Below are 22,521 nucleotides of genomic sequence, written 5' to 3'. Positions count from 1 at the left end.
ACCCTTTTCATAAGAACTATTTTGATCCTATTTGTTGACATAAAAAACCAGTGAAATAGCACTTCACTGGTTCATTCATTCTTAATAACGTTGTCTATACGGTTGATTAAAGGCCTTCAAAATATCCTCAGAAGTCTCAGAATAAGCCTTTGATTCTTTAAAGATTCCTTTGACGATTATACGCTCAGTCGCATTATAATCAACACAGGTAACCAAAGTAATCTCCTTTACGCCATCACGATCTTCGATTTCATCTACACGGTCTGGTGTAACACGTTTTACTTCTGTAATCTCATAAGTATAAACTTTATCCTTATCCGTCAGGTAAATTTTCATACCTGCTTTGGCATTGACCAAAGGCGAGAAGAGCATTTGACTGGCATTTTCAGCAGTAAAGATATGGTGACTGGCTAGAGAATAGTTTCCTTCTCCCATTTTTTGATCTGGTTTCATGGTCCCTGCTCCGTAGAACAAGTTTACATTATCCAACCCTTTGAAAATAGGGAGGTTAATCTCCACTTCGGGAATAGCAATACCTCCAATAACGGGAAGTTTCTGAGCATCCCATTGTGAAGCCAATACAGCTTCAGATGAAATAGACTTAACAGAGTCAAAATCAAAATTTCCTTCGGTTTTTAGATTTTCATCTATATTTTCCTTAGTGACTTGATTGACTTGGTATTTATTGGTATTCCAGACCAAAAAGAGATCGCGAATCTTTGAATTAAAAATCAAAGCTAGGGATAAAAGAATTAAGAAACCCGCTAAAATATTGATAAATAGATTTCTGCGCTTGTTTTTCTTACTCTTTTTATTTTTCGTTCTTCTATGAGACATTATGCTTCACCTTCTGTTTCAATTTCAGTCCCAACTTCTTCTTTTTCTGCCGCAGCAACCGTTGTAAAGGTTACAATCTTAGCATCCTGATCTAGACGCATCACCTTAACTCCCATAGTTGAGCGTCCCGTTTGTGAAATATTGGCAACGTTTGTACGAATCATGACACCTGTATCTGTGATAATCATCAGGTCTTCATCCCCCTTAACAGTGAGGAGACCTGCCAGAGGACCATTCTTCTCAGCAACATTGGCAGTCTTCATCCCTTTACCACCACGGCCCTTAGTAGGATATTCAGTAGCCAGTGTACGTTTACCATATCCTTTTTCAGTGATGATAAGAACCTCATCTTGGTTTGTAATCACGCTAGCACCAACTACTGTGTCTCCATCACGAAGATTGACTCCTCGAACACCTGTCGCGATACGACTCATGCCACGAACAGCTGATTGATTAAAGCGAACGGCATAACCAAACTTGGTACCGATGATAATATCCGTATCTTCTTCTGTCAGCAAGACATTAATCAATTCGTCTTCATCCTTGAGATTCAAGGCTTTAAGTCCATTTTGACGAATATTAGCGAACTCTTTAACACTGGTTCTCTTCACAATACCGTGACGAGTTGTAAAGAAGAGATAGGCGTCATCACTACGTTCAGACTCAACGTTGATGATGGTCTGAATACTCTCACCTTCGTCCAACTTCAAAAGATTGACAACTGGCAAGCCCTTAGCGGTACGACCGTATTCAGGAATTTCATAACCTTTCAGTCGATATACGCGTCCTTTATTGGTAAAGAAGAGCAAATGATCATGGGTACTGGTTGAAACCAACTCACGCACAAAGTCATCATCCTTAACCCCCGTACCTTGAACTCCACGGCCACCACGTTTTTGAGCAGTAAACTCACCTTGGTCCAAACGTTTGATATAGCCCTTGTTAGATAGGGTAATCAAGACATCCGTTTCTTCAATCAAATCTTCATCTTCAAGAGTTAAGACTTCTCCGATCATCAACTCCGTACGACGCTTGTCACCAAACTTGCGTTTGACTTCGTCCAATTCCTCTTTGATGATTTGCGCCACGCGCTCAGGTTTGGCAAGAATATCAGCCAAATCTGCAATCAAGGCAATTAATTCATCATATTCAGACTGAATCTTATCACGTTCCAATCCTGTCAAACGACGAAGACGCATATCAAGGATAGCTTGACTTTGACGTTCAGAAAGCTTGAACTTGCTCATCAACTCAGCTTGCGCTTCCGCATCTGTTTCACTGGCACGAATGATACGAATCACTTCGTCGATATGGTCAAGTGCAATTAAAAGACCTTCTAAGATGTGCGCACGCGCTTCTGCTTTTTCCTTGTCAAAACGAGTACGGCGAACAACCACTTCTTTTTGGTGCTCGATATAAGCATCCAAAATTTGACGAAGGGACAAGATTTTTGGCACGCCATTTTGAATCGCCAACATGTTGAAACCAAAATTGGTTTGCATCTGGGTCATCTTGAAGAGGTTGTTAAGGATAACGTTGGCAGACGCGTCGCGTTTAACCTCGATTACAAAGCGAACGCCTTCACGGTTGGACTCATCACGTACGGCTGTAATGCCCTCAATTCGTTTTTCCTGAACCAAGCGAACAATATGCTCATGCACCTTGGTTTTATTAACCATATAAGGGAATTCCGTTACAACGATGCGCTCACGACCCGTCTTAGTGGTTTCAATCTCTGTACGAGAACGAAGGACAATGGAACCTTTACCAGTCTCATAAGCCTTATGGATACCTGATTTCCCCATGACAAGAGCACCAGTCGGAAAATCTGGACCAGGCAAGACTTCCATCAAGTCCTTAGTCGTCACTTCAGGATTATCCATAACCAACTTCACTGCATCAATGGTTTCACCCAAGTTGTGAGGTGGAATATTGGTTGCCATCCCAACAGCGATACCAGTTGCCCCATTGACCAAAAGGTTTGGAAAACGAGCTGGCAAGACCAAGGGTTCACGTTCGTTAGCATCGTAGTTATCTACGAAATCAACTGTGTTTTTATTGATATCACGAAGCATTTCAAGAGCAATCTTGCTCATACGTGCCTCAGTGTACCGCTGCGCGGCAGCACCGTCCCCGTCCATAGAACCAAAGTTTCCATGCCCATCAACAAGCATGTAACGGTAGCTCCACCACTGAGCCATACGAACCATGGCTTCGTAAATAGAGGAATCTCCGTGTGGGTGGTATTTACCCATAACATCCCCTGTAATACGGGCTGATTTTTTATGTGGTTTGTCTGGTGTAACACCTAGTTCATTCATTCCGTATAGAATACGACGGTGAACAGGTTTTAAGCCATCTCGAACATCAGGAAGGGCCCGCGCAACGATAACGCTCATGGCGTAGTCGATAAAGCTGGTCTTCATCTCCTTTGTCAGATTGACATTCACTAAATTTCTATCCTGCATTAATAAATGCCTCATTTCACTATTAGTAATTAGATATATTATACCATAATTCGTCCTTCATTTCAGTCTTTGGAAATCACTAAAACGTTTACATCGATGACCGAATAGAATATTCGTGACAAAGCTTTTTAAAAGTGATAGAATGAAAGTGTCTGGGGATTCCCCTAAAAAAAAATGAAGGAGATGTTTAGATAATGACTTCAACTAAACAACACAAAAAAGTGATCCTTGTTGGTGACGGTGCCGTAGGTTCATCTTACGCTTTCGCACTTGTTAACCAAGGAATTGCACAAGAGCTTGGAATTATCGAAATTCCACAATTGCATGAAAAAGCTGTTGGTGATGCGCTTGACCTTAGCCACGCCCTTGCCTTCACTTCACCTAAAAAAATCTACGCTGCTCAATACTCTGACTGTGCAGACGCTGACCTTGTTGTTATCACTGCAGGTGCTCCTCAAAAACCGGGTGAAACTCGCCTTGACCTTGTAGGTAAAAACTTGGCTATCAACAAATCAATCGTAACACAAGTTGTTGAATCAGGTTTCGATGGTATCTTCCTTGTTGCAGCTAACCCAGTTGACGTTTTGACTTACTCAACTTGGAAATTCTCTGGATTCCCTAAAGAACGTGTTATCGGTTCAGGTACTTCACTTGACTCAGCACGTTTCCGTCAAGCACTTGCTGAAAAATTGGATGTTGATGCTCGTTCAGTTCACGCCTACATCATGGGTGAACACGGAGATTCTGAATTTGCGGTTTGGTCACACGCTAACATCGCTGGTGTAAACCTTGAAGAATTCCTTAAAGATACTCAAAACGTTCAAGAAGCTGAATTGATTGAATTGTTCGAAGGTGTTCGTGACGCTGCCTACACAATCATCAACAAAAAAGGAGCTACATACTATGGTATCGCTGTAGCGCTTGCTCGTATCACAAAAGCAATCCTTGATGACGAAAATGCAGTACTTCCACTTTCAGTCTTCCAAGAAGGTCAATACGGTGTTAAAAACGTCTTTATCGGTCAACCAGCTGTTGTTGGTGCACACGGTATTGTTCGTCCAGTAAATATCCCATTGAACGATGCTGAAACTCAAAAAATGCAAGCATCTGCTAAAGAATTGCAAGCTATCATTGATGAAGCATGGAAAAACCCTGAATTCCAAGCAGCTTCTAAAAACTAATGAAAAGAAGGTTCTCAAACATGGGAACCTTTTTCTTTTTGCAAAGAATCATAACATCAACTTTTCAAATAAACAATAAAAAAAAGCCTGTCAGACAAGCTCGAATGCTTGATATGACAGGCTTTTTGAAAATTCATTATTTAACAGCGTCTTTAAGAGCTTTACCAGCTTTGAATGCTGGAACTTTAGAAGCTGCGATCTTGATTTCTTTACCAGTTTGTGGGTTGCGACCTTTACGTGCAGCACGCTCACGAACTTCAAAGTTACCAAAACCGATCAATTGAACTTTTTCACCAGCTGCAAGGTATTCAGTTACTGCTGCGAATACAGCGTCAACTGCTGCTGCTGAATCTTTCTTAGTCAATTCTGTAGCTTCTGCTACTTTAGCGATCAAATCTTGTTTGTTTGCCATGTTAATAAATCCTCCAAATAATTTCTAATTAACAAATATAATCATATCCTAAAATCGGCTATAGGTCAAGTCAAAAACACTATTTTGACCATTTTTTCTCTATTTTTTTAGGAATTGTAGCGAATTAGAATCGCCCAAGCATTCTCTCCAGTATGAGTTTGAATAATAGAGCCAGTTTCCAATACAGAGATTGGTTTCTCAACATAAGGTTGCAATAATGCCTTCATCTCATTCGCCCATTCGTTCGTTCCAGCATAGGAAATTCCAATTTCTGCAACTGATTTTTGAGAAAGAGTATTGGTTAATTCCTCAAGCCACTTTTTAAAAGTTTTCGCTCCACGTCCTTTGACGATTGGTTGGAGTTCGTGGTTTTTCATCTGCATTATTACACGAATATTCAAGAGTGAGCTTAGTAATCCTGTCACACGTCCAATACGACCACCCTTAACTAAGTTTTCTAGCGTCGAAACACCGATATAAAGTTCTGTATGATTTTTGACGTTCTCTACATGAGCTAGAATCGTTTCTAAATCTTTACCCTCTTTGGCAAGTTTTGCGGCTTCAACAACTTGGAACTTCATCGCTTGATCTGTAAAGGAACTATCAATAACCGTTACATCAGCAGTTGAGAGGCTTGCCCCTTGTCGAGCAGCTTCCACAGTTCCAGACAAGGCATGGGACATGTGAATGGCGATAATTTGACTGCCGTCTTTACCTAGTTCTTCAAAGACCTCAGCAAACACTCCTACAGGTGGCTGGCTTGTTTTAGGCAGATTTTTGCTTTGTTGCATAAGACGAAGAAATTCTCCCTCTTTCAAATCTGCATCCGAATAAAGCACACTATCAATCATAACTGATAGAGGAACAACGGTGATATTTAATTCTTTAACTACTTCTGGTTCGATAGTAACAGAAGAGTCCGTTACAATTTTTACTTGTGTCATAATTCAATCTTTCTATTCTTCTCGATAGGATTGGGATTCTCTCCTTTATTATATCAAAAAAATGATAAAAAATCATAAGTGATCCGATGAAAAGAACTGAATTTTTGGTATAATCTATCTATAGAAAAGTGAGGAACAGCCATGATTCGAAAACTTCAACCGATTATTACTATTATTTTTGGAGCCGCTATCTATGCCTTCGGTCTTACCTATTTTGTTGTTCCTTATCATTTATTTGAGGGAGGGGCGACAGGTATTACCTTGATTACCTACTATCTTTTTAAGATTCCTGTCTCATTGATGAACCTCTTAATTAATATCCCTTTATTTATCCTGGCTTGGAAGATATTTGGACCTAAGACCCTATACTCTAGCCTTCTAGGATCTATTTCACTTTCCGTTTGGCTAGCAATCTTTGAGCGCATTCCTTTGCACATCGACTTGCAAGGGGATCTCATCATTGTCGCTTTAGTCTCAGGAGTCTTACTGGGGGTTGGTTTAGGAATTATCTTTAATGCTGGTGGAACCACTGGTGGCTCTGATATCGTTGCCCGTATCCTCAACAAATACACCAATATTTCGATTGGTAAATTGCTCTTTGGGATTGACTTTTTTATCCTAATGTTGATTTTGATTATCTTCCAGGACCTTCGTCTAGTTACCTATACTCTCTTATTTGACTTTATCATCGCTCGTGTTATCGACTTGATAGGCGAAGGAGGTTATGCTGGTAAAGGATTTATGATTATTACCCAATATCCTGATCAATTGGCCAAAGAAATAAACGATGAACTCGGACGTGGCGTTACCTTTATATCTGGTCAAGGCTACTACAGCAAAAAGGATTTAAAAATTATCTACTGTATCGTCGGTCGAAACGAAATCGTAAAAATGAAAGATATGATTCACAAAATCGATCCTCAAGCCTTTATCACCATCACTGAGGCTCATGAAATTCTGGGTGAAGGATTTACTTATGTGAAAGATTAAAAAAGCTGGGAATTCCCAGCTTTTATTCTTCTTCTGCGAGGGTTGAATGGCGGAACCCGTAAGTAAAGTAAATGACTAGACCAACTAGAAGAGCGATGCCAAAGGCAATCCAGGTATCTAGGCTATATTGAAGCATAAAGGAAACACAGATAAGGATGGAAAGAATTGGCAAGAGTGGTACCAAAGGAGTTTTAAACTCTCCCTCTTTTGGCATACCCTTATCCTTTCTGAGTTTTATTATTCCATAGGCTAGCAAAATGAGATAAGCTAAGGTACAGATATTTAAGAAGGCAGCAATACTGGCTAGAGGAAAGACTCCTGCAGCAATGGCTGAAGCAACTCCTGTCAAGAGGGTTGCATTTTTAGGAACGCGACTAGTCTTGCTTAATTGTTTGAAACTTTGAGGTAAAAGTCCATCACGTGCTAAGCTATAAATCATCCGAGACAAAGCATAAGTCATGGAGATACATACGGTTATCAGGGTTAGAATGGCTACAAGCGAAACATAATTTGCTGTCCAGCCGATACCAATACTCCGTAATGAAAATGCTACTGCATCGTCCACATTGAGCTTACTGTAGTGAACAATCCCTGTCAATACTAAGGTTACCAAAGCATAGAGAATGGTGACGATTGTCAGAGAAAGCACAATTCCGCGAGGAATATTTTTTTGCGGGCTTTGAATTTCATCAACTGCCATGGAAATAGACTCAAATCCGAGAAATCCAAAGAACATCAAAGATGCACCCGCCATAATCCCAGTACTTCCACCATATAGTTGACCAAAACCAAATGGAGCAAAATTCGTCCAATTTTCAGGCTTAATGTACCAAATACCAACTAGGATAAATAAGGCGAGAGCTGAGAATTTCAAGACCACTAAAAGCGAATTAAATCGCAAGGCTGCCTTGGAATTTAATAAAACCAATCCCGTTACCAAGGTCAGTACTAAAATAGGCAAAAGATCAATATAGGTTCCCTGTTCAGGATTAAAGGTTCCATTCAAGGCTTGGGGCATGGAGATACCATAATTACTGAGCAGTCCCTTAAAGTAAGCTGCCCAGCCAGACGCCACACCTGAAACAGCTGTCATGAATTCCATGATGGTCAACCAACCAGCAATCCAGGCTGGCAATTCTCCTAGAATCGCATAGAGGTAACTATAAGCACCACCAGTAGCAGGCACACGAGAGGCAAATTCTGCGAAAAAGAGGGCTGATAGAGAAACACACAGGGCAGAAATCACAATGGAAATCACTAGTGATGGACCAGCTAAGGTAGCCGCTGCTGTTCCTGTAATGGTGAAAATCCCCGTCCCCACCATAGCACCAATCCCTAATAGAATCAAATCCCACAATTTCAAATGGCGATGCATCTCTGTCTGTCTCAGACTAACATCCTTGGTTCTAAAAATATTCATACTTCATCTCCACTAAATGTAATTGTTTTATTTTACCATATAAAAGTATTTTTGTGAATATTTATTAGGTTCTTTTTTGAAAAAAATTCTGAACAGAAAGGATTCCTGTTCAGAATTTGCATTTTTACCCACTGATTCTTTCAATTTGTTACTGATCAAGCGAGTAGGCTCAACAGTATACTCCATTGAAAGTTTTTTAGGGATTTGGGATTTTTTAAACTTCAAAGTAAGGGAACGGACGGTCACTATCTAAAGGACGATTGGGAACTTCTTGTTCCAAAATAGCGCGCCAACCTGATACCAATTCTTCAAAAGTCAATTGGGCTTCTGGAGAAGCTGTTGTCAGCTTCCGACCAAACCAAGCCATGGTTGCAGTTTCAAACTGAAGCATAGCGTACTGGATTACTGGTACATTTGCCTCTTCATAATTTTCATTTACTGCACGCGCTACTTCTGCAGCTTGCGGAAGGAGTTGATTGCTGATTTTATCAACAACAGTCGCATCCATCTCTCTCCATGAAAGAAGTTGACCATTTACCTGATAAAAGAGCTCAAAGGTTTCTTGATTTTCTTTGAAATTAGTAAGAACAAAAGCACGTTCTACTGCCTCAGGACCACCAGCAGCTTTTACAGCGTTTATCAAGAGGCTTTGTTCCATTTGTCGCCAATAATCATCTGCTTCTTCTACTAAATCAACTGTAAAAGGTGGAACAATTTCCTCGACAGGAATTTCACCTTTATTCGCTTTTTCAACATTACCAAATAATTTTTTTAAGAAACCCATTTGCTTCTCCTTTTTGGACTTATCCGACTGAACCTTCCATTTCATAGCTAATCAAGCGGTTCAGCTCAACTGCGTATTCCATTGGAAGTTCTTTTGTGAAGGGTTCGACAAACCCCATAACGATCATCTCTGTTGCCTCAGATTCTGACAATCCACGACTCATGAGGTAATAGAGTTGTTCCTCTGAAATCTTAGATACCTTGGCTTCGTGTTCCAATGCAACTTGCGAGTTGTGAATTTCATTGAATGGGATGGTATCTGACGCTGATAAGTCATCCATGATAATGGTATCACACTCGATGTGAGAAACAGATTTCTTAGAGTTCTTGTTGAAAGTCACTTGTCCACGGTAGTCAACCTTACCTCCGCCTTTAGCGATGGATTTAGACACGATAGACGAGCTTGTATGTGGAGCGTTGTGGATCATCTTGGCACCCGTATCTTGGTGTTGACCTGCATTGGCAAAGGCGATAGAGAGCATGGTTCCACGCGCTCCTTCTCCATCAAGGTAAACAGACGGGTATTTCATGGTTGTTTTGGCACCCAAGTTTCCATCAATCCACTCAACAGTCGCATCTTTCAAAGCTTTGGCACGTTTTGTTACCAAGTTATAGACATTATCAGACCAGTTTTGAATAGTCGTATAACGCATATAAGCTCCGTCCAAGGCAAAGATTTCTACAATGGCAGCGTGCAAGCTATTGCTTGAATATGTTGGTGCTGTACATCCTTCTACATAGTGGACACTTGCTCCCTCATCAACGATAATCAAGGTACGTTCAAACTGACCTGTATTTTCGTTGTTGATACGGAAGTAGGTTTGAAGTGGAATATCTACCTTGACCCCTTTTGGTACGTAGATAAAGGTTCCACCCGACCATACTGCTGAGTTGAGGGCCGCCAACTTGTTATCAGTCGGTGGTACCAACTTCGCAAAGTATTGTTTGAACAAGTCTGGGTATTCCTTGAGGGCAGAATCCGTATCTGTAAAGATAATCCCTAATTTCTGGAACTCTTCCTTCATGTTATGGTAAACCACTTCTGACTCGTATTGGGCAGAGGCACCTGCTAGATAAGCACGTTCAGCTTCAGGAATCCCAATACGTTCAAAGGTTTCTTTGATCTTTTCAGGAACTTCATCCCAAGAACGGGCAGGTTTATCAGAAGGTTTTTGGTAGTAGATCAAGTCATCAAAGTCAATCTCTGACAAGTCTGCTCCCCAGGTTTGCATAGGCATTTTTTTGAAGGTTTCATAAGACTTCAAACGAAATTCTAACATCCACTCAGGCTCACCCTTGGCAGCAGATAATTCACGAATAACATCTTCATTCAATCCTTTTCCTGTCGATAGGACAGGCTCTACATCATCATGGAAACCAAATTTATATTCACCAAGGTCAATTGGTTTTGGTTCTACTCTTTCTTCAGCCATAATATCCTTTCTTTCATTCTTCATTTCTACTGATTCATAAGACAAAAGAAACTTGTCTTACTGTTTTTCTTGATCTTCAATTGTTTTCTTAAGTGCATTCCAAGCTAGAGTTGCACACTTGATTCGTTGAGGGAATTTGGCAACACCTGATAAGAAAGCTGCATCTCCAAGTTGATCTTGACGCTCATCTTTTTGCCCTTGAACCATTTCAGAAAAAATAGTCGCAAGTTCTAAAATTTCTTGTTTGGTCTTGCCTAAAACTGCATCTGTCATCATACTAGCAGAGGCAGTTGAAATGGTACAACCAGAATTTAGAAAAGCGATATCTTCCAAGCGTTCTTCCTCGTTAAACTTGACAGAGAGGTTGATGACATCACCACAGGTAGGATTGTTGAGACTGATTTGTTCAGTGTCTTCTAACTTCCCTTGGTGATGTGGATTTTTCGAATGGTCTGCTACCACTGCCATATAAAGGCTATCTAGTTTAGAAAGTGCCATTGAAAAACTCCTTTGTCTTTAGTAAGGCATCGACTAGCTTGTCACAATCTGCCTTGGTATTGTAGATATAAAAACTTGCACGAGCTGTTGCTGGGACTGCCAAATATTGGAGCAAGGGTTGAGCGCAATGATGACCTGCACGAACGGCTACTCCTTCATAATCCAGAGCCGTCGCAAGATCGTGGGGATGAAGATCCCCTAAGTTAAAAGCGATGACACCCGAACGTTGAGCCAAGTCCTGCGAACCATAAATGGTCAAACCTTCAATGGCCTGCAATTTTGGATAGACATATGCGATCAAGTCCTGTTCATGAGCTTCAATGGCATCCATACCAATCTTTTCCAGATAATCCACTGCTGCAGCAAGTCCGATAGCACCTGCCATATTTGGCGTTCCAGCCTCAAATTTCCAAGGCAATTCCTTCCAACTAGCAGATTGCTCATAGACGAAATCAATCATCTCGCCACCAAATTCTACTGGTGACATTTGCTCCAGATACTTCTCTTTTCCGTAAAGGACACCGATACCAGTCGGACCAGCCATCTTGTGACCCGAAAAGGCAAAGAAGTCCACATCCAAGTCCTGGACGTCAATCTTCATATGGGGTGTAGACTGAGCACCATCCACCACCATGATAGCTCCAACTTGGTGGGCTAATTGAGTGATTTCCTTAATTGGATTGACCACACCAAGAACATTTGAGGCGTGAGCTAGGGAGACAAACTTGACTTTATCAGTCAATTTAGCTCGCAAGTCATCCATATCCAGAGCTCCATCCTTGAGATAAACATAGACAAGCTCTGCCCCAGTCTTGCGGCAGGCCTCCTGCCAAGGAATGATATTGGAATGGTGTTCCATGACAGAAATCAAGACCTGGTTTCCCTCAGTCAGGATTTCCTCAGCGAAGCGTGCCACCCAGTTAAGGCTGGTTGTCGTTCCTCTGGTAAAGAGAACTTCCTTTGTAGAGCCTGCATTGATAAACTTACGAATGGTTTCACGAGCCGCCTCATAGGAAGCTGTCGCCCGCTCCGCCAAGGTATGGACCCCACGATGAACATTTGCATTGTCCTGCTCATAATAGCGGTTAATCGTTTCCAGAACTGCTAGTGGTTTTTGTGTCGTCGCGGCATTGTCCAAATAAACCAAAGGTTCATCGTTGACAATCTGGTCTAAAATTGGAAAATCCTTACGAATCGCTTCTACATCTAACATAGGCTTCCCCTTAGCGTTTTGACAATTTTTCTTCGATAGTTGCAATCATTTCATCACGAACTTCTTTGACTGGAATCTCAACAATTACGGAGCCAAGGAAACCGCGAACAACCAAACGTTCCGCAGTCGCCTTATCCAAACCACGACTCATGAGGTAGTACATGTCTTCTGGATCCACCTGACCGATAGAAGCCGCGTGGCCTGCAGTAACGTCATTTTCATCAATCAAAAGAATTGGGTTGGCATCTGAACGCGCTTGGTCTGAAAGCATGAGAACACGGCTTTCTTGTTGCGCATCTGCTCCCTTAGCACCCTTGATAATGTGGCCAATACCATTGAAAGTCAAGGTCGCTTTTTCAAGGATAACCCCATGTTGGAGGATATTTCCGATAGAGTTGCAACCATAGTTAGTCACTCGAGTATCAATCCCTTGAACCTGACGGCCACTTGAAAGAGCTACGACTTTAAGGTCAGCATGGCTACCATTTCCAATCAAGTCACTATCAAAGTCCGCAACGACGTTTCCTTCGTTCATGACACCAATTGCCCAGTCAATGCTTGCATCGTTGCCTAGTTTACCACGACGGCTAATGTAGGCAGTGACATTTTCTCCTAGACGATCAATAGCCGCAAACTTCACTTGCGCTCCTGAGCGCGCAATCACTTCCACTGTGATATTAGCAGTTGCTTTGGCATTACTTTCACCTCGCGACTCTAAACGTTCAAGATAACTAATCCTGCTGTTTTTACCAGCGATAATGAGGATATGCTTGTTAAATGGCACATCGCTATCGCTGTCTTGGTAGAAAATACCTTCAATTGGCTCTGTAATCTCAACATTATCAGGGATGTAGAGTACAGCCCCACTATTGAAATAAGCTGTATGGTAGGCTGCCAACTTGTCGTCATCATACTTAACAGATGACATGAAGAATTCCTCGATAAGTTCTGGAATTTCTTCTAAAGCTGAGTGAAAGTCTGTAAAGACTACTCCTTGTTCAGCCAATTCAACTGGAGTTTGTTCAAAAACAGTCTGCGTTCCTACTTGCACCAACTTCAAGTGATTATCTAGAGCCGTGAAGTCAGGAACATTTGCTGAAGGTTCACTTTCTGTGATGGTACCATCTCCCAGATTCCAACGGTGAAATTTGACACGCTCAATGACTGGTAATTCCAAACTCTCAATCTTATCAAAAGCTTTTTGACGGAGGCCTGATAACCAGCTTGGTTCAGCGTGCATTTCTGAAAAAAGTTTAATATTCTCTTTAGTCATTTACTTCTCCTAAAAGATACGAGGGAATTACAATTCTTCCTTGTAGTCGTAGCCAAGTTCTTCAGCTAGTTTTGCGTATCCTTCACGTTCCAAACGGGCAGCCAATTCTGGACCACCAGAAAGGACAACACGACCTTCCATCATCACGTGGACCACGTCTGGTGTGATGTAGTTCAAGAGACGTTGGTAGTGAGTGATAATCATAGCACCAAAGCCTTCACCACGCATGGCATTGACACCTTTAGACACAACTTTAAGGGCGTCAATATCAAGACCTGAGTCAATCTCATCCAAAAGGGCAAAAGTTGGTTCCAACATCAAGAGTTGAAGAATTTCATTACGTTTTTTCTCACCACCTGAGAAACCTTCGTTGAGGTAACGCTCTGCCATTTCTTCTTTCATGTTGAGCAATTCCATTTTTTCGTCTAGCTTAGTGATAAATTCACGAACTGAAATCTTCTCGTCATCTTCTTTACCAGCATTCATAGCTGCACGAAGAAACTCTGCGTTGGTAATTCCAGGAATTTCAGATGGGTATTGCATAGCCAGAAAAAGTCCCATACGCGCACGCTCGTCCACTTCCAACTCAAGGATATTTACTCCATCAAACAAGACCTCACCTTTAGTAACTTCATAGTTAGGGTTCCCCATGATAGCGGCAGAAAGAGTCGATTTACCAGTACCATTTGGTCCCATGATAGCTGCGATTTCTCCTGTTTTCAGAGTCAGATTGACCCCTTTCAAAATTTCTTTTCCTTCAATTTCAACGTGAAGATCTTTGATCTCTAATACTGACATGATAGTTCCTTTCTTTTTCTGGCCTACTTCCTTTACCCTTAAAGAAATCACTTACATTTCTCTAAAAATACAAGAAAAGGTCCATAAATATACTCTACTAGTATAACAAAAAAAAGCCTAAAAGGCTTTGATTTTGTTTAGAAGCTAGTGACTAATCCTTGCGGTTTAGGTGCTGATCAATGGCATCTACTATTTTCCCCATTACATAACTTAACCTAAAATTTCGAAAAAGTAGAATGGCCCAAAAGGCTGCCATAAAATAGCGACCCGTCATCCAAGCTTCATTGAAAAAATAAGTCTCAGCAGCAGTAAATAGTGCTATCACGATAAATTGTTGTCTAGTCATAGGATTATTGTACCATGAAATCCACTTTTAGTCTTCTTCGACCATGACTTTATCAGCCAGAAATTCAAATCCCTCTGGAATCAGGCTTTCTTCTTCTACCTCTTGATCTGATTGAGAAGACTTGTTTCTAGCTGAAAATGCTGCACGAACCTCTTTCCATTCCTCTAGGGAAATTGCCAGGATTTCAGGTGAAAATCCAGCCGCTTGGCTAAGAATATTGCCAAACATGGTATTGAGGTTATCCCGTTTCATGGTTTGGCCTGCATTGAAATTAGATTCAAAAGCTAAAATAGCATGGTGTTCGTTGGCTGCAACTGGTTGAGAACCAACAAGCAGAGCCTTATCAGGACCAGCTAAGCTTTCGATCACTTCCCCCCATGCATTCTGGAGGCGAATCAAGTTTTGCCGTGCCAATTCAGGATTTTCAACAGCTTCTTGTAGGATAGCCTGAACTTTATTACGGTCTACTCGATAGACTGTCTTGGAAGTGGCTGGACGGCTAGGGACTGGCGCCACTTGTTTAGGCACCGTTCCAACATTAGCAAGTTCTTGCTTGAGACGAGCGACTTCCTGTCTTAGTGTAGAAATTTCACTCTCGACAGCTTCTGAAAGAGCAGATTCAGGCTTAGTCTCAGCTAAACGAATGGTCATCATCTCAGCATAAATCTTAGGTTGCAGGCTAGCTTTCATATCCGCCAAGCTCACAGTCGCTATGCGAATCATTTCAAAGAGACTTTCCTGAGAAAGAGCTAGATTGTCCATAAAAACTGGACTATGATGAGTATTTTCGCCACCTGTCTGAACAACTAGTAAATCACGCAAATACTGCAAGAGATCCGTCACAAAACGAGTCATGCTCTTGCCATTTTCAAACAAAAGATTCAAAGAATCAAGCGCTTTTGAAACATCCTGCTGAGACAAGGCGGCTACATAGTCATCTAGTGCTGATAGACTAATGGTACCTGTAATCTCCTCAGAGATAGCAGTCGTGAGCTCATTTCCCTGTGTCAAACTCAAGGCTTGGTCCAGAATAGACAAGGCATCCCGCATCCCACCTTCAGCTCGTCTAGCAATGATTTCCACAGCCTCTGGTTCAGAACTGATATTTTCTTTTTCTAAAATATGATGAATATGTGCCGTGATATCTTGAGTTCGAATCGATTTAAACTCAAAACGTTGGACACGCGATAAAATAGTTGCTGGAATCTTGTGCAATTCGGTAGTCGCCAAGATAAAGACAACATTTTGAGTTGGTTCTTCTAGCGTCTTTAAAAGCGCATTAAAAGCTCCTGTAGACAGCATATGAACCTCGTCTATGATATAGACCTTATAACGTGCCAAACTAGGAGCATAGGTGGATTTATCACGAATTTCACGGATTTCATCGACTCCATTATTCGAAGCCGCATCCATTTCGATAACATCTTCTAAGCTACCTTCTGTCACTGCTTGGCAGATATAGCAGTTATTACATGGTTCTCCGTCCACTTGGTTCGGACAGTTCATAGCCTTGGCAAAAATCTTGGCTACACTGGTCTTCCCAGTTCCACGAGGTCCTGAGAAAAGATAGGCATGACTAATCTTTTCCTGCTCAACCGCTTGTTTTAGGGTTTTAGCCACAACTTCTTGTCCGACTAATTGTGAAAAAGTTTGGCTTCTATATTTTCGATAAAGTGCTTGATACATTAGGCTTTCTCCTCAAACATCGTAAAGTCCCATTCTGTCTTCTCAAGCAAAATAGCGACAAATTGTTCCAAGTAATCACGGTCAACGGCATTGTAATCATCAATAAGTGAAGAATCCAAGTCTAAGACACCCAGCAATTGACCATTCTTGAGCATGGGAACCACGATTTCACTCTTGGCCATACTATCACAAGAAATGTAGTTTGGATAGGTGCTCACATCGCCAACCAAAACAGTCTCTTGAAACTCAGCAGCTTCTCCACACACGCCTTTCCCAAGCGGAATGCGAATACAAGAAACACCACCCTGAAAAGGCCCTAAAACCAACTCGCTACCATCAAACAGATAAAACCCTGCAAATACAGTATTCGGAAATCGAGATTTTAGGAGGGCACTAGCATTCGAAAGATTGGCAAGAACATTGGTCTCACCTTCAAGTAAATAAGAAAGTTCCTCATTTAACAATTGATATTGTGATTGTTTTTCTGAATCTAACATAGAACTATTATATCAAAAATGAGAAAGAGACAAAAGAAAAATCCCTTGTTTTAAACAAAGGATTTTGTGATTATCAATTTGATTAAAGTTCGATATCACCGAACAAGTCAGCCATTGAGAATCCTGTTTGTGTTTCTGGAAGTTCGAAATCACGTTTTTCTTGACGTTTTGGACGACGTGGACGAGCAGCACGTTTTTCTTCTTTTTGTCCTTCTTCTTGAGCTGGACGTTCTTCAAGAGCTTTGATAGAAAGTGATACACGTTCTGCGTCAGCGTTAACATCAAGGACTTTAACAGTAACTTCTTGACCAACAGTAAGAGCTTCTTTTGGATTTTCGATACGTTTGTGTGAAATTTGTGATACGTGAACAAGTCCATCGATACCTGGCAACACTTCAACAAATGCACCGAAGTCAGTCAAACGTTTAACTGTTCCTTCTACTACATCACCTTTAGCCAATTTTTGCTCAACACCATCCCATGGTCCAGGTGTTGTTGCTTTAAGTGAAAGTGATACGCGTCCTTCTTCTTCGTTAAGATCAAGGATCTTCACTTCAATTTCTTCACCAACAGTTACAACTGATTTAGGTGATACGTTACGTTCGTGTGACAATTCAGTCAAGTGAACCAATCCATCAACACCACCAAGGTCGATGAAAGCACCAAAGCTTGTGATACGAGCAACTTTACCAGTTACGACATCACCAACAGCCAATTTACCGAATACTTCAGCACGAGCTGCTGCAGTAGCTGCTTCAACAACTTCACGACGTGAAAGGATGAAGCGGTTTTCTTTAGGATCAACTTCTTTGATTTTAGCATCAAATTCTTGACCTACGAAACGCTCAGTGTTACGTACGAAACGAGTATCCAACATTGAAGCTGGGATAAATCCACGAACACCTTCAAATTCTACTGAAAGTCCACCTTTAACGGCACGAGTTCCTTTAACAGTAACAACTTCTTCTTCGCGTCCTACAAGTTTGTCCCATGCTTTGCGAGCTTCAAGGCGTTTTTTAGATACAAGGTATGTAACTGTATCAGTATCTTTACCAACTACTTGACGAAGTACAAGAACATCCAATACTTCTCCTACTTTCACAAAGTCATTGATATCTGCATCGCGATCGTTTGTCAATTCGCGGAGAGTCAAGACACCTTCAACACCAGTCCCAGAGATTGCAACGTTAGCTTGAGTCGTATCAACTGTCAATACTTCAGCACTAACAACATCACCAGGCTCAACTTGGCTAACGCTATTTAGCAAATCTTCAAATTCGTTCATCTAAAAAATCCTCCAACAATCAAGTTTTTCCAAACTTGACATACTTATAATTTTTTTCCTAAGCACCCGCAAAGACATGTTCATATCGTTCACGTCTTTCAATTATAAAAATAAAATACCCTAAGATATTTTTCTTTTTATCTTGAATTTATTACCTAAGAACTGGGGTAGCTGGATTCGAACCAACGCATGAGGGAGTCGAGGGATTCGAACCCCCGAACCCGAAGGAGCGGATTTACAGTCCGCCGCGTTTAGCCTCTTCGCTATCTCTCCAATGTTTAACGAGAACTATTATATCATGAAATTTTCAATAAAACAAGTATTATTTTGTCAAATTATAGTTTTCAATCAAAATTTCCACAGCTTTTTCAAGTTTTTTATAAAAACTATCGACATTTCCATTCTTTATGATGGCAAATTGGCTATCTAATTCGGCAATTTCTCCAATGACCTTTTTCCCAATCGTCAAAACGTATCCTTCATAGCTGTCTTTTCCAACAGTCACTTTTGCATCGGTTAATTGGATTTCAATTTTCTTATCTTTTTTACTCATACTTTACCTCTTTTCACTTTTTCTATTGTACAAGAAAATGCTCAAACTAGCAAGAAAAAACTCCATTTCAGTCCTTACAACTGCTACGGAGTTCTTCTTTACTTCATGTCTTTTAGTCCACTTTGACAATCCATCCTTCAGGCGCTTCTACATCACCAAATTGGATACCAGTCAATTCATCATAGAGTTTACGTGTAACAGGACCTACTTCTGTTTCACTATAGAAAACATGGAAATCATCGCCGTGTTGGATACCTCCAATTGGAGAAATAACCGCTGCTGTTCCACAAGCACCTGCCTCTACAAAACGATCCAAATTATCGATTGGGACATCACCTTCAATCGGAGTCAAGCCCAAGCGGTGTTCTGCCAAGTAAAGCAAAGAGTACTTGGTAATGGATGGCAAGATGGATGGACTCAATGGCGTAACAAATTCATTGTCTGCCGTGATTCCAAAGAAGTTAGCTGATCCGACTTCTTCAATCTTTGTATGTGTAGATGGGTCTAAGTAGATAACATCTGAAAATTGGCGTGACTTGGCCATTTTACCTGGGAGGAGACTAGCAGCATAGTTTCCACCTACCTTGGCCGCACCTGTACCATTCGGAGCTGCACGGTCGTATTCATCCTGAATCAAGAAGTTGGTTGGAACCAATCCACCCTTAAAGTAATTTCCAACTGGCATAGCAAAGATAGTGAAAATATACTCTTCTGCTGGTTTAACCCCAATAATATCCCCAATACCAATCAACAGCGGACGAAGATAAAGGGTTCCACCTGTTCCATATGGTGGGACGTATTCTTCATTTGCACGCACAACTGCTTTACAAGCTTCTACAAACATTTCTGTCGGAACTTGTGGCATCAAAAGACGGTCGCAAGTACGTTGCAAACGCTTGGCATTTTCGTCAGGACGGAACAATTGAACACTGCCGTCCTTGGTACGATAGGCTTTCAAACCTTCAAACGCTTGCTGTCCATAGTGGAGACTTGGAGAAGACTCTGAAATATGCAAGGTTGCATCCTCTGTCAATTCTCCTTGATCCCATTGACCATTTTTGTAGTGAGCGATATAACGGTAAGGTAATTTCATATAAGCAAAGCCAAGATTTTCCCAATCAATTGCAACTGTCATGTGTTTCTCCTTTATACTATTCAAACTATGTGTTCTATTCTACACTTTTCTAGTAAAATTTCAAGTATTATTTGTAATTTTCTGAAAATTTTCTCGAAAAAAAGAAATCAGTCACTTGGACCGATTCTTTTTATGGATTGTCTTTACCTTCTTTATAGACTTCTTTGAGGTAAGCATCGAAAACTTCCTCATCTGAAATGGTGTCTGAAATAAAGCTTCCATTGCTAGTACGTTCTGACAAGTTCAAATCTTGCAATTGGCTCTCATAGATTGTCCCCTTGTTAGATTGAACAAGTAACGTTTGGTCGTTTTCTTCTACTTCTGTACTAAAAAGATCACCAACGAAACCTTGCTCTGCAACTGCTCCAGCCAAGAAGACACGGTGCGGTTTGTTTTTCAACTCACGCAAGACTTGTAGGCCTCGTTTGGCACGGCTGGTCGCTGGAATTTCCTCAATAGAAACACGTTTCAAGCTACCACGTTGGGTCAAGAGGTAGAAGGATGAAGTGTTACATATAAAGGCGGATTGGAGGACATCATCTTCTTTCAGGTTCATAGCCTTGACACCTGCAGCCTTGGCACCGACAACGGGAACCTCTTCGATATTGAAACGAAGGGCATAACCATTTTGACTAATCAAGAGAACATCATCCAGTTTGATTGGTGCTACTGCTACAATCTGGTCTGTCTCGTCTTTGAGTTTAGCGTACTTAACAGACTTCGACTTGTAGGTCCGCCATGGAGAGAATTCTTTGCGTTCTACACGCTTGATTTGACCAAGTCGAGTCGCTGCAAAATAAGTTGTCGCATCATCAAACTGATCCACTACTTCTGCATAGAGAATTTCTTCGTTAGTTTCAAAGTTTGTAATCGTTTGGCTCAAGTGCTCTCCGATGTCCTTCCAGCGAATGTCTGCCAATTCATGGATTGGTCGATAAATGACATTCCCAAGAGTCGTGAACATCAAGAGGTGCTGGGTTGTCTTGGCAGTTTGTACAAAGATCAAACGATCATCATCACGCTTGCCAATTTCTTCCAGAGTGGATGCCGCAAAGGAACGTGGGCTAGTACGCTTGATATAGCCTGCCTTAGTCACGCTGACATAGGTATCCTCCTCGGCAATCAAACTAGCTGTGTCAATCTCAATTACTTTTGCGGTGTCTTCCAAAGTACTCAAACGTGGAGTCGCAAATTTCTTCTTGACCTCACGAAGTTCTTTCTTCATGAGATTGTACATAGTCCGTTCATCACCGATGATAGCCGCAAGCATGGCGATCTTTTCACGCAGTTCTGCTTCTTCTTCCTGCAAGACAACCACGTCTGTATTGGTCAAACGGTAAAGTTGTAAGGTCACGATAGCTTCAGCCTGCTCTTCTGTAAACTCATAGCTGACCTTGAGGTTTTCCTTGGCGTCAGCCTTGTTCTCAGAAGCACGGATAAGAGCAATGACTTCATCCAAAATCGAAATCACGCGAATCAAACCTTCAACGATATGCAGACGTTTCTCAGCTTTTTCCTTGTCAAAGCGGGAACGAGCCAAAATTACTTCACGACGGTGGGCGATATAGCTAGATAAGATTGGAACAATTCCAACCTGACGAGGTGTGAAATTGTCAATCGCCACCATGTTAAAGTTGTAGTTGATTTGCAGGTCAGTGTACTTGAAGAGATAGTTGAGTACGAGCTCGGTATTCGCGTCTTTCTTAAGTTCAATAGCGATACGAAGACCGTCACGGTCAGACTCATCACGAACCTCAGCAATACCTGCCACCTTGTTATTCACACGAACATCATCGATTTTCTTGACGAGATTGGCTTTATTGATTTCATAAGGAATTTCAGTGATAACGATTTGTTCCTTACCACCTTTTAGCTTTTCAACCTCCGTCTTAGATCGAACGACCACGCGCCCTTTCCCAGTTTCATAGGCTTTCTTGATTTCATCACGCCCTTGAATGATAGCCCCTGTAGGGAAGTCTGGCCCAGGCAAGAATTCCATGAGTTTGTCCACCTTGGCTGTTGGGTGGTCAATCATGTAAACCGTCGCATCAATAACCTCAGCTAAATTATGGGGAGGAATGTCTGTAGCATAACCAGCCGAAATACCAGTCGAACCATTGACCAAGAGGTTTGGAAATGCTGCTGGCAAAACAGTCGGTTCTTTCTCGGTATCGTCAAAGTTCCAAGCAAAGGGAACTGTCTTCTTTTCGATATCTTGAAGAAGATAACCAGCAATCTCAGACAAACGAGCCTCGGTATAACGCATAGCCGCAGGCGGATCTCCGTCCATAGAACCGTTATTACCGTGCATTTCAACTAGAATCTCACGGTTTTTCCAGTCCTGAGACATACGAACCATGGCATCATAGATGGAAGAATCACCGTGTGGGTGAAAATTCCCCATGATGTTACCGACAGACTTGGCCGACTTACGGTAGCTCTTGTCAAAAGTATTGCCATCTTTATTCATTGAATAAAGAATACGACGCTGGACCGGTTTCAATCCATCCCGAATGTCTGGCAAAGCCCGGTCTTGAATGATGTACTTGGAGTAGCGACCAAAGCGCTCTCCCATGATGTCCTCAAGGGACATGTTTTGAATGTTACTCATATAGGATACAAAGCCCGTAAAATGCAAAGTGAAAATAGGAAATTATTGCAGTGAGCGATGCTCGTAAGAGAATTTATCTTTTTCACACAGCATTTAGGGCGTGTTCAACTCCTTTCAAATAATATAGAGTAGTTTTTTTATAGACAAAGGTGTTAAGT

At 41.4% G+C, this 22,521-nt stretch carries 20 protein-coding genes and 1 tRNA gene; 2 read left to right on the top strand and 19 right to left on the bottom strand.

The annotated features are described in order from the left end of the window. Positions 1–81 precede the first annotated feature (81 nt). The gene (locus V470_03890) at positions 82–837 is read right to left on the bottom strand and encodes a sortase (GenBank protein AHZ47578.1); all 756 of its coding nucleotides are present in this window, start codon (positions 835–837) and stop codon (positions 82–84) included. Continuing rightward, the gene (locus V470_03885; protein AHZ47577.1) at positions 837–3,305 is read right to left on the bottom strand and encodes a DNA gyrase subunit A; all 2,469 of its coding nucleotides are present in this window, start codon (positions 3,303–3,305) and stop codon (positions 837–839) included. The genes V470_03890 and V470_03885 overlap by 1 nt, the downstream gene beginning before the upstream one ends. A 194-nt stretch (positions 3,306–3,499) precedes the next feature. Between V470_03885 and V470_03880 the strand changes: the two genes are divergently transcribed. Next, positions 3,500–4,486, top strand: coding sequence for a lactate dehydrogenase (locus tag V470_03880; GenBank protein ID AHZ47576.1), 987 nt, complete (start codon positions 3,500–3,502; stop codon positions 4,484–4,486). Between the two features lie 136 nt (positions 4,487–4,622). Here the strand turns inward: V470_03880 and V470_03875 are convergent, their stop codons facing one another. Continuing rightward, entirely contained in the window at positions 4,623–4,898 is a 276-nt protein-coding gene (locus V470_03875) for a DNA-binding protein (protein AHZ47575.1), read from the bottom strand. A 107-nt stretch (positions 4,899–5,005) separates the two neighbouring features. Further along, positions 5,006–5,842, bottom strand: a complete 837-nt coding sequence (locus V470_03870; GenBank protein ID AHZ47574.1) for a hypothetical protein — start codon at positions 5,840–5,842, stop codon at positions 5,006–5,008. 141 nt (positions 5,843–5,983) lie between these two features. Here V470_03870 and V470_03865 point away from each other — a divergent pair, with 141 nt between their 5' ends. Next, positions 5,984–6,832: a membrane protein gene (locus V470_03865; GenBank protein AHZ47573.1), complete on the top strand. Its 849-nt coding sequence runs from the start codon at positions 5,984–5,986 to the stop codon at positions 6,830–6,832. A 22-nt stretch (positions 6,833–6,854) separates the two neighbouring features. On the opposite strand, the gene V470_03860 is transcribed toward V470_03865, so the two are convergent. The 15 genes from V470_03860 to V470_03785 form a co-directional block, all read right to left on the bottom strand. Beyond that, a complete protein-coding gene (locus V470_03860) occupies positions 6,855–8,252 on the bottom strand; it encodes an amino acid permease (GenBank protein ID AHZ47572.1) in 1,398 nt (465 codons plus the stop codon). Between the two features lie 214 nt (positions 8,253–8,466). Next, on the bottom strand, positions 8,467–9,036 hold the full coding sequence (locus V470_03850) for a hypothetical protein (protein AHZ47571.1): 570 nt from the start codon (positions 9,034–9,036) through the stop codon (positions 8,467–8,469). Positions 9,037–9,055: 19 nt separating this feature from the next. Further along, positions 9,056–10,468: a Fe-S cluster assembly protein SufB gene (locus V470_03845; protein ID AHZ47570.1), complete on the bottom strand. Its 1,413-nt coding sequence runs from the start codon at positions 10,466–10,468 to the stop codon at positions 9,056–9,058. A 57-nt stretch (positions 10,469–10,525) separates the two neighbouring features. Next, a complete protein-coding gene (locus V470_03840) occupies positions 10,526–10,966 on the bottom strand; it encodes a nitrogen fixation protein NifU (GenBank protein ID AHZ47569.1) in 441 nt (146 codons plus the stop codon). Continuing rightward, on the bottom strand, positions 10,953–12,179 hold the full coding sequence (locus V470_03835; protein AHZ47568.1) for a cysteine desulfurase: 1,227 nt from the start codon (positions 12,177–12,179) through the stop codon (positions 10,953–10,955). The genes V470_03840 and V470_03835 overlap by 14 nt, the downstream gene beginning before the upstream one ends. Before the next feature lie 10 nt (positions 12,180–12,189). Then, complete coding sequence (locus tag V470_03830) at positions 12,190–13,452, bottom strand: Fe-S cluster assembly protein SufD (protein ID AHZ47567.1); 1,263 nt, start codon at positions 13,450–13,452, stop codon at positions 12,190–12,192. A gap of 27 nt (positions 13,453–13,479) precedes the next feature. Continuing rightward, positions 13,480–14,250, bottom strand: coding sequence for an iron ABC transporter ATP-binding protein (locus tag V470_03825; GenBank protein AHZ47566.1), 771 nt, complete (start codon positions 14,248–14,250; stop codon positions 13,480–13,482). A gap of 151 nt (positions 14,251–14,401) precedes the next feature. Further along, a complete protein-coding gene (locus tag V470_03820; protein AHZ47565.1) occupies positions 14,402–14,596 on the bottom strand; it encodes a hypothetical protein in 195 nt (64 codons plus the stop codon). Between the two features lie 27 nt (positions 14,597–14,623). Beyond that, entirely contained in the window at positions 14,624–16,282 is a 1,659-nt protein-coding gene (locus V470_03815; protein AHZ47564.1) for a DNA polymerase III subunits gamma and tau, read from the bottom strand. Next, positions 16,282–16,779: a GAF domain-containing protein gene (locus tag V470_03810; protein ID AHZ47563.1), complete on the bottom strand. Its 498-nt coding sequence runs from the start codon at positions 16,777–16,779 to the stop codon at positions 16,282–16,284. The genes V470_03815 and V470_03810 overlap by 1 nt, the downstream gene beginning before the upstream one ends. An 82-nt stretch (positions 16,780–16,861) precedes the next feature. After that, positions 16,862–18,064, bottom strand: a complete 1,203-nt coding sequence (gene rpsA / locus V470_03805) for a 30S ribosomal protein S1 (GenBank protein ID AHZ47562.1) — start codon at positions 18,062–18,064, stop codon at positions 16,862–16,864. A 190-nt stretch (positions 18,065–18,254) separates the two neighbouring features. Continuing rightward, a tRNA-Tyr gene (locus V470_10615) sits at positions 18,255–18,336 on the bottom strand. Between the two features lie 50 nt (positions 18,337–18,386). Continuing rightward, a complete protein-coding gene (locus tag V470_03795) occupies positions 18,387–18,617 on the bottom strand; it encodes a branched-chain amino acid aminotransferase (protein AHZ47561.1) in 231 nt (76 codons plus the stop codon). A 112-nt stretch (positions 18,618–18,729) separates the two neighbouring features. Continuing rightward, positions 18,730–19,752 carry a branched-chain amino acid aminotransferase gene (locus tag V470_03790; protein ID AHZ47560.1) on the bottom strand — a complete coding sequence of 341 codons (1,023 nt, stop codon included), beginning with the start codon at positions 19,750–19,752 and terminating at the stop codon, positions 18,730–18,732. 130 nt (positions 19,753–19,882) lie between these two features. After that, positions 19,883–22,363, bottom strand: coding sequence for a DNA topoisomerase IV subunit A (locus tag V470_03785; GenBank protein AHZ47559.1), 2,481 nt, complete (start codon positions 22,361–22,363; stop codon positions 19,883–19,885). Positions 22,364–22,521: the final 158 nt, after the last annotated feature.

The sequence above is a fragment of the Streptococcus sp. VT 162 genome (genome assembly GCA_000688775.2).
GTDB lineage: Bacteria > Bacillota > Bacilli > Lactobacillales > Streptococcaceae > Streptococcus.
This window is presented reverse-complemented; position numbering and strand designations above follow the sequence as displayed.